12 protein-coding genes are annotated in these 16,824 nt (G+C 41.2%); 4 read left to right on the top strand and 8 right to left on the bottom strand.

Annotated features, from left to right (window positions below):
• Window positions 1–17: 17 nt before the first annotated feature.
• Complete coding sequence (locus OZX63_RS03485; RefSeq protein ID WP_277144635.1) at window positions 18–1,544, bottom strand: SH3-like domain-containing protein; 1,527 nt, start codon at window positions 1,542–1,544, stop codon at window positions 18–20.
• A gap of 192 nt (window positions 1,545–1,736) precedes the next feature.
• Here OZX63_RS03485 and OZX63_RS03480 point away from each other — a divergent pair, with 192 nt between their 5' ends.
• The 3 genes from OZX63_RS03480 to OZX63_RS03470 all read left to right on the top strand — a co-directional run bounded on the left by OZX63_RS03480 (window position 1,737) and on the right by OZX63_RS03470 (window position 5,529).
• Window positions 1,737–3,173 carry an amino acid permease gene (locus OZX63_RS03480; RefSeq protein ID WP_277144633.1) on the top strand — a complete coding sequence of 479 codons (1,437 nt, stop codon included), beginning with the start codon at window positions 1,737–1,739 and terminating at the stop codon, window positions 3,171–3,173.
• 95 nt (window positions 3,174–3,268) lie between these two features.
• On the top strand, window positions 3,269–3,742 hold the full coding sequence (locus tag OZX63_RS03475; RefSeq protein ID WP_277144631.1) for a Fur family transcriptional regulator: 474 nt from the start codon (window positions 3,269–3,271) through the stop codon (window positions 3,740–3,742).
• A gap of 392 nt (window positions 3,743–4,134) precedes the next feature.
• The gene (locus OZX63_RS03470) at window positions 4,135–5,529 is read left to right on the top strand and encodes an IS3 family transposase (protein ID WP_277144629.1); all 1,395 of its coding nucleotides are present in this window, start codon (window positions 4,135–4,137) and stop codon (window positions 5,527–5,529) included.
• Between the two features lie 234 nt (window positions 5,530–5,763).
• Here OZX63_RS03470 and OZX63_RS03465 read toward each other — a convergent pair whose 3' ends face one another.
• On the bottom strand, window positions 5,764–7,512 hold the full coding sequence (locus tag OZX63_RS03465; protein WP_277144627.1) for an SH3-like domain-containing protein: 1,749 nt from the start codon (window positions 7,510–7,512) through the stop codon (window positions 5,764–5,766).
• Between the two features lie 170 nt (window positions 7,513–7,682).
• Here OZX63_RS03465 and clpP point away from each other — a divergent pair, with 170 nt between their 5' ends.
• Entirely contained in the window at window positions 7,683–8,267 is a 585-nt protein-coding gene (clpP, locus tag OZX63_RS03460; protein WP_277144625.1) for an ATP-dependent Clp endopeptidase proteolytic subunit ClpP, read from the top strand.
• Window positions 8,268–8,311: 44 nt separating this feature from the next.
• Here the strand turns inward: clpP and whiA are convergent, their stop codons facing one another.
• From whiA to uvrB, 6 genes are all read right to left on the bottom strand, one after another.
• Entirely contained in the window at window positions 8,312–9,247 is a 936-nt protein-coding gene (gene whiA, locus OZX63_RS03455) for a DNA-binding protein WhiA (RefSeq protein ID WP_277144623.1), read from the bottom strand.
• Window positions 9,247–10,284 (bottom strand): uridine diphosphate-N-acetylglucosamine-binding protein YvcK, encoded by a 1,038-nt coding sequence (yvcK, locus tag OZX63_RS03450; protein ID WP_277144621.1) that lies wholly within the window; start codon window positions 10,282–10,284, stop codon window positions 9,247–9,249. Before yvcK ends, whiA begins: the two co-directional genes overlap by 1 nt.
• A gap of 9 nt (window positions 10,285–10,293) precedes the next feature.
• The gene (gene rapZ, locus OZX63_RS03445; protein WP_277144620.1) at window positions 10,294–11,172 is read right to left on the bottom strand and encodes an RNase adapter RapZ; all 879 of its coding nucleotides are present in this window, start codon (window positions 11,170–11,172) and stop codon (window positions 10,294–10,296) included.
• 103 nt (window positions 11,173–11,275) lie between these two features.
• Entirely contained in the window at window positions 11,276–11,818 is a 543-nt protein-coding gene (locus tag OZX63_RS03440; RefSeq protein ID WP_277144617.1) for a DUF308 domain-containing protein, read from the bottom strand.
• Between the two features lie 55 nt (window positions 11,819–11,873).
• Window positions 11,874–14,723 (bottom strand): excinuclease ABC subunit UvrA, encoded by a 2,850-nt coding sequence (gene uvrA, locus OZX63_RS03435; RefSeq protein WP_277144614.1) that lies wholly within the window; start codon window positions 14,721–14,723, stop codon window positions 11,874–11,876.
• A complete protein-coding gene (gene uvrB / locus OZX63_RS03430) occupies window positions 14,713–16,755 on the bottom strand; it encodes an excinuclease ABC subunit UvrB (RefSeq protein ID WP_277144612.1) in 2,043 nt (680 codons plus the stop codon). The genes uvrA and uvrB overlap by 11 nt, the downstream gene beginning before the upstream one ends.
• Window positions 16,756–16,824 lie beyond the last annotated feature (69 nt).

Below are 16,824 nucleotides of genomic sequence, written 5' to 3'. Positions count from 1 at the left end.
TGCTTTTTTTCATTTGTTTATTTTGCTTTTCCAACCGTTAACTCGCCACGTTGCGCAAATTCAACGTAAAGCTTGCTTCCGGAAACCGACAAGCCTTCAATTTCCCGTTTAACATGCAAATGGTTTTTGCCCTTATAAGTTCCATCTTCACCAACGCGGAACAGGTAATCGTTAAAGCCAATATAGAATTGCTGACGTCCACTATCATAGGTAAAGCCTTGAACCGGTGAACCATTGCCAATAAAGTTGCTTTGCGTTGCACCAACTTCAACTGGTGTCCAAGTGTCGCCGCTTCTAGTTACCTTCCAGTATTCATAGCGGCCGTTACTTGCATTGTGGAACAAGCAATACATTGTGTTGTCACCGTTAAAAGTTGCATTATGAATGTAACGAGCTGATGAGCCGTTCCAAATTTTGAATGACCAAATCTGATTAATCTTCATATCTGACTTGCGAATTTGCAAAATTTCTTCGGAAGCTTTCGAGTTACCTGCCTTGTTGTTATTTGCCATCACATAAAGGTACTTACTGGAAGACCCCAGTGATTGACCATGACCCAATTTAATGTAAGGACTAACCTTAATACGTGCTGCGTACTTTTTAAAAGTTGACCAGCCTAATCCAGGCAAATTTTGCGCGCGGTATTTATTAATATGATCTAAATCATAAGACACTAAATGTCCTTTTAAATCACTGCTATTATTGAAAACTGCAACCGTAAAGTTATTGCCTTTGACAGTAATTCCTTCAGGAATTACCCCTACTTGTCCCATCTTATCTGCTGCCTTATTGTAGTCCAAACTGACAAAACGCGGTTGGTAAAGCTGGGTCCTCAGCGTTAAATTCCCGGCCTTAAACGTGTTCGACTTTGTTTCAAAGCCATAATGGTGCTTGGCATTCCAATTGCGTGATGACGACTTAGAACTACCCTTCCAAGTTGACACTGCCGTTGGCCCACTCTGCGGCGTTTGGTCAGCGTGTGCAACCCCTTCATCTGAATCATCACGCACTGTGACATCGACGCTAGCCTTGGCACTGCCATATTGAAAATGAACGGTGGTTGTTCCTGGCTTACTCGTATCAATTTTAGCTGGTGAAGCCTTAACCTTGCTAGGATTAATTGCTGTTCCCTGGCTGTCTGCCGCCACGCTGATCGCATCCCGCGTTTCAAACTCATAATTGCTGTTTTCAACCAAGCTAACTTTTTTAGCAACTGCAATCTTGTTTCTAGCAAAAAAGTTCTGGTTGACCCAACCGACAGTGCGACCGTCAACAATAATTTGCCAAAACTTACCCTTTTTAGTTGCTACTGACTTTTTTGCCTGCAAATTGGCATGTTTAAAATACTTAGTTGAGGTAAATGCACCAGCTGGTCCCTTTTTGGAAGCATGATGATAAATCGTGTAGTTGCCACTCCCCGCAACTTTCGTCACCGCTTTTTTGTAACTTTTGGCGGTTACCGAGCGATAATTACCACATGCAAATAAGCTAGTTGCAATAATTGCACTAGTAAGTAAACTTTTCCCAACTTGTCTCTTTTTCATAGTGCTCCTACTCTCTAATTAACAATATAAAGATAGTTTTGCACAATTATAAGTCCTCTGCAATAGTTACCTGCGTTATATAATTTTTCAAGAAAAAGCTATGACGCACTTGTTAACTTGTGAAAAATGAGAGCTTTTTAAGTTAGCCTAGTGTACAATATTAATAATTATCTGAAAGGAGAATATTATTTCATGACTGAAACACACGATAATTCCAAGAAAATGTTGTGGACAACCTTAGCAACAATGGCCTTCTCCATCGTTTGGAGCTTCGGGAACGTTGTTAACGGCTTTGTCTACTTCGATGGAACCCACGTTATCTTTAGCTGGATTATGATCTTCCTGCTATTCTTTATTCCCTATGCCTTGATGGTTGGTGAACTCGGTTCCGTTTTCAAAGATTCTGAGGGTGGTGTTGCCTCCTGGGTTAACGCAACAATGGGACCAAAATGGGCCTACTATGCTGGCTGGACCTTTTGGGCTGTCCACATCGTTTATATTTCTAGTAAAGGTACGGGTGGCCTAAGAGGAATGGCTTGGGGTATCTTCGGCAATACCAACTGGTACGACAGTGTGCCAACAGCTTGGACGCAGCTTGCCACACTCGCAGTCTTTCTGTTCTTCTGCTGGGTTGCCAGCCGCGGCGTGCCGGTCATCAAGACCCTCTCAACAATCGCTGGTACTTCAATGTTTGTGATGTCAATTTTATTTATCATCATGATGTTTGCAGCACCCGTGATTAATCCGCATGCCGGCTACCTCAACATTAACTGGAACTGGAAGAATTTCATGCCAACATTCAACATGAAATATTTCACCTCGTTATCAATTCTAGTTTTCGCCGTTGGTGGTGCTGAGAAAATTTCACCATACGTTAACAACTTAAAGGACCCATCGAGGAACTTTCCAAAAGCAATGATTGGGCTAGCTGTAATGGTTATGGTCTCAGCAATTTTGGGTACTATTGCGATGGCAATGATGTTCGATCCTAAAATCGTCAGCAGCCATCTAAACGAATACATTTCTAATGGTCCTTACATGGCCTTTAACAAGCTGGGACAATACTATCACGTCGGTGGTTTGTTCATGTATATTTATGCTTGGTGCAATGTTATCGGGCAGTTTTCAACTTTAGTTATCAGTATCGATGCGCCATTGAGAATGCTCTTAGGAAGTAAAGAAGCAAAAGACTTCATCCCTAATAAATTACTCAAGTTAAATAAGCACGGTGCCTATATCAACGGTATCTGGTTAATTGTTATCTTATCTGGTGGTCTAATTGTCCTGCAAGCCTTGATGCCAAATGCTCAAGCTGTAATGGCTCAACTAGTTAAGTTAAATTCAATTATCATGCCCGTTCGTTACCTGTGGGTCTTTGTCGCTTACGTGGCATTACGTAAACAATATAAGAAATTTATTACTGACAGTACTTACCAAATGACAACTCACCAAGGTCTAGCATTTACAGCTGGTATCTGGTGCTTTGCCGTTACAACTGCATGTTGTATCTTGGGAATGTACTCACCTGATCCATTTACATTGACATTAAATATTGCAACGCCAATTGTCCTATTCCTTCTTGGTTTAATCTTACCGACAATCAAGCGCCATCAAGATGCCAAAATGTAACTTATAGTAAAATTATCTCGCCGCCCTTTTTGGGCGGTTTTTTATTAGCAAAAAATGATACACTAAAGACAAAAAGATGAGGGAGATGATTATCTTTGACCGCAGAACAAACCAATGAGGCAGAGCAATTACTGCGACAGTACCACTTAAAAGTCACACATCCGCGATTGAAAATTTTAACATATTTGATGTCACACCATAATCACCCAACAGCGGCAACGATTTATCAAGCAGTTAGCAGTGATGTGATCCCAACTTATCGGGCAACGATCTACAATACCTTAAAGAAACTGGTGGAAGCCGGCATTGTGATTGAAATTAAAAACGGTGATAACTCGTCGCACTACGATTACTTTGTTAAACCACACTTTCATATTATCTGTACTAATTGCGGTAAAATCGCTGATGTTTTTTATCCCGACTTTCGCGCAATTGAAGACCAAATGCGGCGTGAGGCCGAAAAACAAACTGGCTTTGTGACCTCAGCCAGTCATTTAGAAATTTTTGGTCTCTGTCCTGATTGTCAGAAAAAATACAAAAGTAGCCATACTGATCTGTTAAAAGGGTAAATTATATTTATTTTTAATAAAGTAATTCTAGTTTTATTTTGCTATAATTAATTCAACATGAGTAGAAGCTAGAAATGCGGTGACTAATTTCTCGACTGGGAGATGATGCATATGGTGTAAAAAGCTATAACTGCAAAATTTTAAGGGAAGGTATTAGTCCAGTACCCTATTGGATGCTGTTATTGCAATCTTTGCTTGGCTTATGGTGCTTTTATGGCTAACTAATCGGATTATTAAGCTATTTAATAGTTTGTTAGATAATGCTGCAAAAACGCCGAAAAAGTTAAGGCTTTGTATTGCGGCTTGGAAAAAATTCAAGCACAAAAAAACCGCCTAGCTTGACCTCTGATATGAACCCCGAAATTAGAACAAACTAATTTCGGGATTTTACTATGGCTAAATTATCTAAACAAGACAAAATAGATATTTATAATTTATGGAAAAATAATCATATTGGTTCAAAAAAGCTAAGTGACAAATATGGGGTTAATAAAAAAGGTATCACCTATTTAATTGCTTTAATTAAAACGCATGGCTTTAAAATCTTAGACCAACCTCATGCTCATTACTCGCTTGAATTTAAAGAGCAGGCTATCAAGCGAATTATTGTTAATCAGGAAGCCATTTATGGAGTTTCTGTTGAATTAGGATTAAAAGCTCCTAGTACGTTAACCAATTGGGTACGCTCTTACAAAGAAAACGGGTATAATGTCGTTATTAAACCGAAAGGACGCCCTAAACATGAACGCCAAAGACAAGCTGATCAAGCAGGAAAATCATCGTCTCAAACAACAGGTCAAGGACTTACAAGAACAGAACTTGAAACTTACTGTCGAAAACGAATTTGTAAAAAAATTGCACGTCTTAGTCAACCAAAGGAACAAGAACCAAAAGCCGAAGAAATAGCTGCGGCAGTTACCCAGCTAAGACGTGAACTTAAAGTCAGTGTAACTTTTATTCTTGAAACTATTAATACCAATCCTGATCTGCCGCACATGTCACGCAGTAATTATTACTACACGATTAATAAGAAAGATAAAGATACTAAGAATCAACCGTTAATGACTCTAATACGCAAAATATATGAAGATAACAAACATCGTTATGGCTATCGCCGTATTGCGCAAACAATTCAAAATTTAGGTATTAAAGTCAATCATAAAAAGATTCAAAGATTAATGACTAAAATGAAATTATATGGCATTAGAATCAAAGGTTGGCGGAAGTACAACAGTTACCGTGGAACTCAAGGTCCAATAAAGCCTGATTTAATTCGGCGTAATTTTAGCGCTATTTTACCTGATCACAAGTGGTATTCCGATGTTACTGAGTTCAACCTTAATGGTCAAAAAACATACTTGTCGCCAATTATTGACGGCTGCACGCAGGAAATTATTTCTTACACGATTTCCCGCAGTCCTAATTTAAAGCAAACAATGGACATGTTAAAGTTAGCTTGGCAGAAACATCCAGCATTAAATGGCTTAGTCTTTCATACCGATCAAGGCTGGCAGTATCAGCACGCGTCATTTCAAGCATGGCTTAAGAATCATGGTGTTGAGCAATCAATGTCACGTAAGGGTAATTCCTTAGATGATGGATTAATGGAAGGCTTCTTTGGCATCTTAAAGCGAGAAATGTTTTATGGCTTCGAAAAGAATTTTAAGAGTCTAACTGAATTAGAACAAGCAATCAGAGAATATATCGACTACTACAATAACGAAAGAATCAAAATAAAATTAAAAGGACTAGCCCCGATAAAATATCGGGAGCTAGTCCTAAGTTAAAATTTAATAATCTGTCCTAATTTTAGGGTTCAGATCACTCTAGCGGTTTTTGAAAAAAATTCGTAAAGTCACCGCTTTTGAGCGGAAACTCATGTTAAGAAGTCCTATTGCAAGTAGGGCTTCTTTTTTGTTTATGTCTATATTATAGCATGAGCACCAGCGGTAAGCAATTTAATCAGCTAATTGAAAATGCTGCAAAGACAAAAAAATAAGAGCTTACAGCTCTTACTTTTTTTAGTTAATATTCATGCTAACCAACAACTCTGCACGCTGGGCCAAGTTAACGTATAACTGATTATCGCTAACTGACATGCCCTCAATCTCACGACCAGTGTCAAATTGGTAAGCCTGCTTAATTGCACCGTTGCGACTCATCTTAAAGATCAAATCGTTAAAGGCCAAGTAGAACTTTTGGTTAACGGGATCATAAGCAAAGCCCTGAACTGGGGCACCGTTACTGACAAAATTACCATTGGTCTTACCAACAAGCTTCGGGTACCAATTATCACCTTTGCGTTGCAATTCCCAGTACTCATAGCATTTGTTCTTGGCATCGTGATAAACAGTGTACATATCAGTATCTGACATTACAACACCATTTTGGAAATAACGTGGTTGTGAATCGTCACCAACCCAAGTCTTAAAAGTCCAAATCTTATTGATTTGCATATCACTCTTGCGGATTTGTACCAATTCAACTGAGTCAGTACTTTCCTTTTGCGTATGATCATTATTAATCACGTAAATATATTTATTGCTTGCGCCCATTGCTTGACCATGGCCAATTGGGATGTATTGACTAACCTTGATATGCTTTACATAATTATTAAAATCAGTTTGCGACATATCAAGCAAATGCTGAGCATTATATGGACTCTTTAGCTTGTTTAAATCATAGCCGACAACGTGTCCTGACATTAAATTAGTGTGACTTAATAAACTCGTGTAAGCCCAACCATTAGAAACCGTCATTCCTTCCGGAATATGACCCACACGGTTAATGTTATCATCTGATGGATCTTTAACACTTAGTAATACGGGTTGATAAAACTTGGTCTTCAATGTCAAGCCGTTGCTACTTAAAGTATGAGATTCAGTTTCTGGGGTGTACTCAGTTGGACTAATGTAATTAACTGAAGAACCATAGTGTTTTTTCCAGCTCTTATAATCCTCAGTACCAGGTTGTCCAGTCACAGAAGCATAATCGTCTGGATCAACAATTCCTTCGCTAGTACTCTTTCTTACCGTTACCTTAACTGTAGCTTTGGCTGAGCCGTAACTGTACTTAACTTTGTAAGTTTTAGCCTTACTACAAGAAATGTCTTGCTTAGAGATTTTAACTTGGCTGCTATCAATGACAGTTCCCATACTGTTAGTGACATAAGAAATAGCATCGGATGAGAAAAAGTCATAATTATCATTCCGTACTAAAGAAATTGTCTTCGGTACTGAAATTTGGTTTTTAGCAAAATAATTTTCGTTGACATAGCCAACTTCACGGCCATCAACATAAATTCGCCAATAACGCGCCTTCTTGGTCTCAATCAATTGGTCTGACTGAATGTGATTGTATTGGTAAATCTTACCATCAGCAACTTTAGTATGAACTTTACCGTCTGAAACTGTCTTCCAAACCTTATAATTCTTGTTACCGGCAACCTTGGTCATCATCGAATAACCGGTAACCTTTTGCTTGGGCTTAGCTTTATGCTTTTGCGGTTTATCGGTATCTGTAGTGTTTGATGTGTCATCAGGCTTATTATTATCAGCTGGCTTATCTGCATCTGGTGTATCAGTGCCAGTTGTATCCTTTGAGTCATCAGGCTTGGTTACAGAATTCGAATTAGAATTTGTACTGGTGTCTGAAGCAGGTGCATCAGAGTCAGTTGTAGCGGCCAGAACTGCTGCGGGAGAGCTAGTTGCGACAGACGCTCCCAGCATCAAAGTCGTCATAATAGTTGCTATTTTATTAAAATGCTTCAAAATCTTTCCTCCAAAATTTAATATACTCTCTATATTGTAATATAAGAAGTACGTTACAAAAAATACAAAATTGATACACTTTCATTGACAGTTACCCATGTAAGTGATTTAATTAGCACTGTACTTATTAGAGTGCTAATAATTAGAACTTAAATTTAGGAGGCAGAAACATGCTTGTACCTACAGTTATCGAACAAACTGCTCGCGGTGAACGTGCATACGACATTTATTCGCGGCTATTAAAAGACCGGATTATCATGCTGAGCGGCGAAATTAACGATGATATGGCAAATACGATTATTGCGCAACTACTTTTCCTTGATGCTCAAGACAACACCAAAGATATTTCACTTTACATTAACTCACCTGGTGGTGTGATCACTTCAGGTTTGGCAATTATGGACACAATGAACTTCATCAAGTCCGACGTTTCCACGATTGCTATCGGGATGGCCGCTTCAATGGCTTCAATCTTACTTACTAGTGGTGCCAAGGGTAAACGGTTTGCATTACCAAACTCGACAGTCTTAATTCACCAACCTTTAGGTGGTGCTCAGGGTCAGCAAACTGACATTCAAATTGCTGCTACTGAAATTTTGAAGAGTCGGGAAAAGATCAACAACATCATCCACGAAACTACCGGTCAACCGTTAGATAAAATCCAAAAAGATACCGAACGCGACAACTACATGACCGCTCAAGAAGCTAAGGATTACGGCTTGATTGACAAAATTATGGTTAACAAGAAAAAGTAATTACTTAACATCAAAAAAGAGTTCATTTTAAAATGAACTCTTTTTTATTGTCTTAAAGTTTCTGCTAACTCATGTAACTTTTTAAGCCGGTGATTGACACCGGATTTTGAAATTGGACCATCTGGCACCTGCTCTGCCAGTTCCTTTAACGATAACTCCGGATTAGTTAGCCGTAATTGCGCCAGGTCACGCAACTTTTCCGGTAATGTATCCAAGCCCTTCTTGCGTTCAATTAATTCAATATCTTCAACCTGCTTGGCAGCAGCTGTTGCTGTTTTTTTCAAATTAGCTGTATCGCAGTTGACCAGCCGATTAACAGAGTTGCGCATGTCACGCATAATCCGTAAATCTTCAAACGCCAGCATGGCATTCAACGCGCCCACAATATGAAGAAAATCACCAATTTTTTCTGCTTCCTTGAGATAAACAATAAAACCGCGCCGGCGTTTAGTTGTTTTGGCATTCAAGAAAAAATAATGGTTCATTAATTCCAGCAAATCATCATTATGATCTTCATAAGCTGAATAAATTTCCAGATGATAACGACTGGTCTCGGGATTGTTGACGCTGCCGCTGGCTAAAAATGCGCCACGCAAATAAGACATTGCGCCCTCCTTAGAGGTAATAATCCGCTTAGGAATTCGCGTCAGTAAGCCAGATTCCGCAGACAAAATCTCCAAATTAGTTAAAATTTCACGGACATGATTTTGCAGGCGAACAAGATACTGGTTGTTCTTCTTCAATTTCATCTTCCGTGACACGATGAGCAGCGGCTCAACGCGATAAGCGGTTTTAATCAAGGAAAAAATCCGTCGTGCAATCGCCGGATTTTCCGTTGTAATATCCAAACTAAATTGATGATCGTGAAAGTTTAACACACCATTCATCCGCAAAAATGCTGCTAATTCAGCTTTTGCATGTTCAGGATGAATTGGCAATGCCGTCAATTCCTTTTTAACATTACTCGCATAACTTGCCATTACTTATCGGTCCTCTTTCTGCGGGACATTGCTTCATACGCTAAACTGATAATCTCACGCGCCACCTTTTTACCATCGTGAAAGACTAAGCCACTGCGCTGATCAATGAAATCATCGGTAATCACGCGACTGCCTTGAACTCGCAAACCCGCAAAGTCATTCCTAACAGGTTCCAAGTATGCGTCATAATCCGCTGGATTAAACTTGCTCATGTCGATTTTGGCACCGTTAACCAGCGTTGTATCAATATAATTGCCGCCAAGATGGTTATTAATGACCGCCACGTGCTCACTATCAGAGAAATGGTCAGTCTCGCCCAGCTGCGTCATGATATTACAAATATAAATCACTTCCGCGCTGGTTTCGCGGACTGCTTGACCAAGATTCGGAATCATCAAGTTAGGCAAAATTGACGTAAACAGGCTACCTGGGCCCAATACAACGGCATCTGCCTGCATGACAGAGGCCAAAACCGGTAAAACCGCTTCTGGCTCATCATCTGAATTAGTGTCTGTCACCCAAACGCGTTTAATTCGCTTGTCTTTATCAGTGATTTCCTTTTCGCCAGCTTGCTTGGTACCATCAATAAACTCCGCGTTTAAGGTCAAAGGTTCATTCGATGCGGGGAAAACATGGCCATCAACGTGCATCATTTTGGATAAAGACTGAACGGCATCAAAGATATTACCGTGCATTTCATTCAACGCTGCAATAATCAGATTGCCGATTGCGTGACCGGAAAAGAACGAGTCTGACGAATCAAACCGGTATTGAAAAATGTTTTTCTCCTCTTGCGGAATGTCACTTAGAGCCACTAAGACATTACGAATATCACCAGGCGGCACAACGTTAATAAAGTTGCGAATCGAACCAGACGACCCACCATCATCCGAAACGGTCACAATCGCCGTAATCTCGGCATTCTGATCCTTTAATGCATTTAAAATTACGGGTAAGCCAGTCCCGCCGCCAATAACTACGACTTTAGGACGTCTACTTTTAATTACCCGGATAATTTTTCCTTCTCCATACGCCATTTAATTCACCTATTTTCTAGTGTAGCGGCTGATCTCACGATGCGTAATGTCGACTTGGTAACCGCCTTTAGTTAAATCACGGGCTAATTGCTGAGCAATTGCCACACTGCGATGTTGACCGCCCGTGCAGCCAATCGCAATCGTCAGTTTTTCCTTGCCTTCTTTAATATAACCAGGCAATGCGATTTTTAAGAGGTCAAGCAATTTCGCATAAAAAGTCTGCGTTGTCTCTTTATCCATCACGTAATCAAATACCCGCTTGTCTAAGCCGGTAAACGGCCGTAATTCTGGTATATAAAATGGATTTGGCAAAAATCGCACATCCATTACAATATCGGCATCAATTGGCATCCCATACTTAAAGCCAAACGACATCACTTCAATCGAAAACGGCTGCCTTTGCCGATCGCTAAATTCCTTAAGCAACTTTTGTTTTAGCTGCTTAGTCGTTAACTCGGAAGTATCAATAATATAGTTCGCGCGGTTGCGGATTCCGGTTAATATCTGCCGTTCCTGCTCAATTCCGTCAAGCAAGCGACCACTGCTGGCAAGCGGCGGTAGCCTACGTGTTTCCTTATACCGCGCAACCAATGTATCGTTTGACGCATCCAAAAAAACGATCGTCGTCTGCACGGTTCCATTGTCTTCTAATGAATTAACCTCATCAAGCAAATCACGGTAAAAATTTTTCACCCGTAAATCAATCACAACCGCAACTTTTGTGAAGTCATCAGAATTTACAATCAAATCCCAAAAACTCCCCAGAAGCGTTGGCGGCAAATTATCGACCACAAAATAGCCCATATCCTCTAAAGCATGTGCCGTTACCGTTTTACCGGCGCCACTCATACCTGTGACAATTAATAATTGCTTTTTCTTGTCAGCCATTTTTGCCAGCCTCCTATCACTTAAATTATAGCATACCGGGTGTTTCATAACCCTTTTAACCAATAAAAAAAGTCCTTAACGGACTCTTTTTAATCATTATTAATTATCTGCGGGCAAAAGCCACGACAATTTCATTAACCCCAAAAATTAATAGCCAAAACGAAATCAGCCAAATCAAGGTTAGTGCCGATAAAGCTGGATTAAACATTAGGCTAATTGCAATTAGCAACCCAAAAATATTTAAAATCAAGCTAAACCAGAAATAAAATCGCGAGAGGTTGCGCATATGCCACGAAACAATAATGCCGGAAATGGAATCAAACAAAAACCAAATCGCAAACAAGTATGCCAACGTCAACCCAGCGGCATCGTATGAATATAGGAACAAAATACCGACTAAGATATCTAGTATCCCAGAAACAATCGACATCCAGCTCAAGGAAATATAATAGTGAAAATGACTATAAAACGCAAGCCACACAAATCCTTGAACAATTGACAAAATGGCAAACAATAAAACAAAGGCATGCAATGCCTTACCCGGATGACGCAGCAGGAACAACCCCGCCACAATCATTAAAACACCTGCAAGAAATGCAGCCCAATCAAAGCCGCGATGTTCTCTGTAACTAGAAAAATTATCCATTTTCAGTCCTCCTTGTGCTTTATTGTACACTTCTGAGCAAATAATTAAATGCTATTTAACTTTTCTTTTTTGCTGCCAATTTTGTTAGCTTCGTATCCCGCACCAACACTGGCTTGAGATATTGTCCAGTATAACTATTTTCCACTTCGGCAACTTGTTCAGGAGTGCCCGTCGCAACGATGTTACCGCCGCCTTCGCCACCTTCAGGGCCAAGATCGATTAGCCAGTCAGCATTTTTAATGACATCAAGGTTGTGCTCAATAATTAAAACGGTATTGCCTTCATCAACTAGCCGTTGTAAAACTTCAAGCAACCGCTTAATATCATCTGTGTGCAAACCAGTTGTCGGCTCATCAAGAATGTAAAAGTTCTTGCCCGTCGACAATTTTTGTAATTCAGCCGCCAGCTTCATCCGTTGGGCTTCCCCACCAGACAAGGTTGTTGCCGATTGCCCTAACTTAACGTAGCCTAGACCCACATCAACAATTGTCTGTAATTTGCGGGCAATCTTAGGAATATTCTTAAAGAAGTCGCAGGCTTCACTAATCGTCATATCCAGCACTTGCGCAATATTTTTCTTTCGGTAAGTAACCTCCAGAGTTTCCGAATTATAGCGACTGCCGTGACAAACCTCACACGGTACGTAAACGTCCGGCAAAAAGTTCATCTCAATCTTGATAATCCCGTCGCCATGACAAGCTTCACACCGACCGCCCTTGACGTTAAACGAAAAGCGCGCCTTGGTGTAACCACGTAACTTGGCCTCATTAGTCTGGGCAAACAGCGTCCGAATATCATCAAAGACGCTGGTATAAGTGGCCGGATTACTGCGTGGTGTCCGGCCAATCGGGCTTTGGTCAATATCAATGATTTTTTCAATATTCTTATAGCCGCTAATACTCTTGTACTTGCCCGGCTTGGTCTGATTGCGATTTAATTTTTGCGCCAGTGCCCGTTTTAAAATCATGTTAATTAACGTGGATTTACCTGAACCCGACACACCACTGACTACGATAAATTTACCCAAAGGAAAATCAACCTTGATATTTTTTAAGTTGTTTTCGGCAGCGCCAGTGATAGTAATCTTGTTACCGTTACCCTTGCGCCGTTTTAACGGAACAGGGACAAACTTTTTACCAGTTAAATACTGTCCAGTCAGCGATTGAGGATTTTTTTCAACCTCTTGCGGTGTCCCAGCAGCCATAACTTCGCCGCCATAAGTCCCAGCACCAGGTCCCATATCAATCAGATAATCAGCCTGGCGCATTGTTTCATCATCATGCTCAACAACAATCAGAGAATTACCTAAGTCGCGCATCCGTTTTAAGGCAGTAATTAGGCGGTCATTATCACGTTGGTGCAATCCAATCGATGGCTCATCAAGGACATACATAACCCCCGACAAGTTGGAGCCAATCTGCGTTGCCAAGCGAATTCGCTGTGCTTCCCCACCGGATAACGTATTGGCTGACCGCGATAAAGTCAAATAATCTAAGCCCACACTGTTTAAAAAGGTTAGGCGATCACGGACTTCTTTCAAAATTGGCTTGGCAATAATTGTTTCTTGCTCGTCAAACTTAACCCCGTTAAAGAAGTCTAAGGCCTTGTTGATTGCGAGTTCTGAAGCTTCGGCAATATCCTTACCCATCACCTTAACAGCCAATGCCTTTTCATTAAGGCGTTTGCCGTGGCAGGTTGAACAAGTAAGTTCAGTCATGTACTTGCCCATCACATCTCGCATGAACTTCGACATCGGATGCTTATAACGTCTTTCCACATTTTCCATTGCACCCTCAAACGGTGCCGTAGTATCGTTAACGCCAAAATCACCGGTAACGTGAAACTTAATTTCTTTCGTCGAGCCATGCAAAATTGTCTCTTGTTGCTTTTTAGTTAATTTTGAAAATGGCTTATCCAACGGAATTTTTAATGCATCGCAAGCTTGAGCCAGCATCTCACCGTAATATTTGGAATTTTTCCACGGTGCAATTGCGCCTTCAGCCAAAGTCTTACTTTTATCAGGAACCACCAAATCCTCGTCAACTGACAGCTTGACCCCGAGGCCATCACAATCAGGACAGGCACCAAATGGCGCGTTAAAGGAGAAGAGCCGCGGTTCCATTTCACCAACCGTAAAACCACACTTAGGACAAGCGTAATATTCCGAGAAGTTCAACATGGTGTCCCCAATGACATCAACGTTCATGTAGCCATCAGACAGACGCAGAGCCGCCTCAACAGAATCAAATAATCGCGAACGAATTCCTTCTTTAACAATTAACCGGTCAACCACAATGTCAATCGTGTGCCGCTTATTCTTAGCCAAATTAAAATCTTCGCCAATTTCATGCATTTCGCCATCAACAATGACCCGCACGTAGCCGGCCCGCTGAACTCGCTTGAAGACTTCCTTATGCTCGCCGCGCTTTGCCCGCACAACTGGTGCCAGCAATTGAATTTTACTTCTCTCAGGCAGACTTAAAATGCGGTCAACCATCTGTTGTGCCGATTGTCGTTCAATCAATGTCCCGTCGTTAGGACAGATTGGGTGCCCAACACGCGCCCACAATAGCCGCAGATAATCGTTGATTTCAGTGACCGTCCCGACTGTTGAGCGCGGATTATGCGACGTCGTTTTTTGATCAATTGAAATTGCTGGATTTAAGCCGTCAATAGAATCAACATCAGGCTTATCCATTTGTCCCAAAAATTGCCGGGCATAACTAGATAGTGACTGCACATAGCGTCTGCGGCCTTCGGCATAAAGCGTATCAAAGGCCAGTGAACTCTTACCAGAACCTGACAGACCGGTGATGACCACCAGTTTATCTTTCGGAATTGTTAAATTAATATCCTTGAGGTTATGCTCACGCGCGCCACGGATAACGATTTTATCATTTGCCATTTAATGTTTTTCCCTTTTTCTTAATCGGTTTTCTCGTTGAATTTTCTAATTCCATAATTGCATCCCGCAAGGTTGCTGCCCCTTCAAAGTCCAGCTTCTTAGCGGCATCTTGCATTTGCTTACGCAAATCAGAAATCATTGTCTTCTTCTGCTTAGCAGTCAACTCATCGAAGTTAAGGTCCGCAAAGCTATCACTATCGGGCACATCATCCGCCGTCTTGGTTGCTGAAATAGCATCCCGAATTGGCTTCACAATTGTTGTCGGTGTGATACCATGCTCTTCATTAAAAGCAATCTGCAGCTTCCGCCGTCTTTGCGTCGCCTCAATCGCTTCGCGCATGGAATCAGTAATCGAATCGGCATACATAATAACTTCACCATTTTGGTTACGCGAAGCTCGACCCATCGTCTGAACTAACGGTCGATAAGCCCGCAAAAAGCCTTCCTTGTCCGCATCTAAAATTGCCACCAAAGAAACCTCTGGCACGTCAATTCCTTCCCGCAGCAAGTTAATACCAATCAACACGTCATATTTGCCTAATCGTAAGTCACGCAAAATCTGCATTCGCTCCAACGTTTTAACATCTGAATGCAGGTATTGGACCTTAATTCCTAAGTCCTTGAGATAATCAGTCAAGTCCTCCGCCATCTTTTTGGTCAAGGTTGTCACAAAAACCCGCTCATGATGGTCAATGCGCTTGTTAATTTCCGCTACCAAGTCATCAATTTGCCCCTCAATCGGTCGAACCTCAATCTTAGGGTCTAGCAATCCCGTTGGTCTGATAATCTGTTCAACCTTATGCGGCGTGCGCGCCAATTCGTAATCACCCGGCGTAGCTGAGACATACAAGATTTGGTTAACGTGCTTTTCAAACTCCTGTAATTTTAACGGCCGGTTATCAAGTGCCGATGGCAAACGAAAGCCGTAGTCAATCAAGGTCTTTTTCCGATTGCGGTCACCATTATACATTGCCCGGATTTCCGGCATTGTAGCGTGCGACTCGTCAATTAAAATTAAAAAGTCATCGGGAAAGAAATCAAGCAGCGTGTACGGTGGTTCGCCTTCCTTACGGCCTTCCATGTGGCGAGAATAGTTTTCAATTCCGTTGGTATAACCAACCTCACTCATCATTTCCATGTCATAAGTCGTGCGCTGCTTAATCCGCTCGGCTTCCAGCAATTTACCTTCGCCCTCGAATTCCTTTACCTGCAATTTCATTTCTTGTGAAATCAACTTAAGTGCACGCCGCATCTGCTCATCATTAGTCATAAAGTGCGTTGCCGGAAACAGTGAAATACTTTCACGTTCACCAATTACCTCACCGGTTAACGCATCAACTTCCACAATCCGGTCAATTTCATCACCAAAAAATTCAATCCGATATGCATGGTTGGAATTACCAGCTGGAAAAACTTCCACACTATCACCGCGCACGCGAAAACGCCCGCGTTGAAAGTCAATATCATTGCGGTCATATTGAATATTTACCAAATCACGCAGCAAAGTGTTGCGCTCATATTCTTCACTCTCATGTACGGTAATCACGCTAGCCGCATACTCATGCGGATCACCCAAACCGTAGATACAGGAGACCGAGGCCACGACAATCACATCGTTACGTTCCATCAGATCACTAGTTGCTTGGTGGCGCAGCTGGTCAATCTCGTCGTTAATTGCCGAATCTTTTTCAATATAAGTGTCAGACTGCGGCACATAGGCTTCAGGCTGGTAATAATCATAGTAGGACACAAAGTAGTCAACGGCATTATGCGGGAAAAATTCCTTAAACTCACCGTACAATTGACCCACTAATGTTTTATTGTGAGAAATAACCAGAGTTGGCTTATTTAAATTAGCAATAATATTCGCCATCGTGAAGGTCTTACCAGTACCAGTTGCCCCTTCAAGAATTTGCTCCTTATCGCCCTTCTTAAAGCCTTGAGTTAGCTGCTGAATAGCCTGCTCTTGGTCACCGGCAGGCTGAAATTTAGATACAAGTTCAAATTTACGCTTTTCTTGTCGCTTAATCATAAAAAGACTCCTCGTAAAAAAGTTGGACAAAAAGCCCAACTTTTATTAATGTATTCCATTTTACTACAG

The sequence above is a fragment of the Lactobacillus sp. ESL0700 genome, assembly GCF_029392095.1.
Lineage (GTDB): Bacteria > Bacillota > Bacilli > Lactobacillales > Lactobacillaceae > Lactobacillus.
This window is presented reverse-complemented; position numbering and strand designations above follow the sequence as displayed.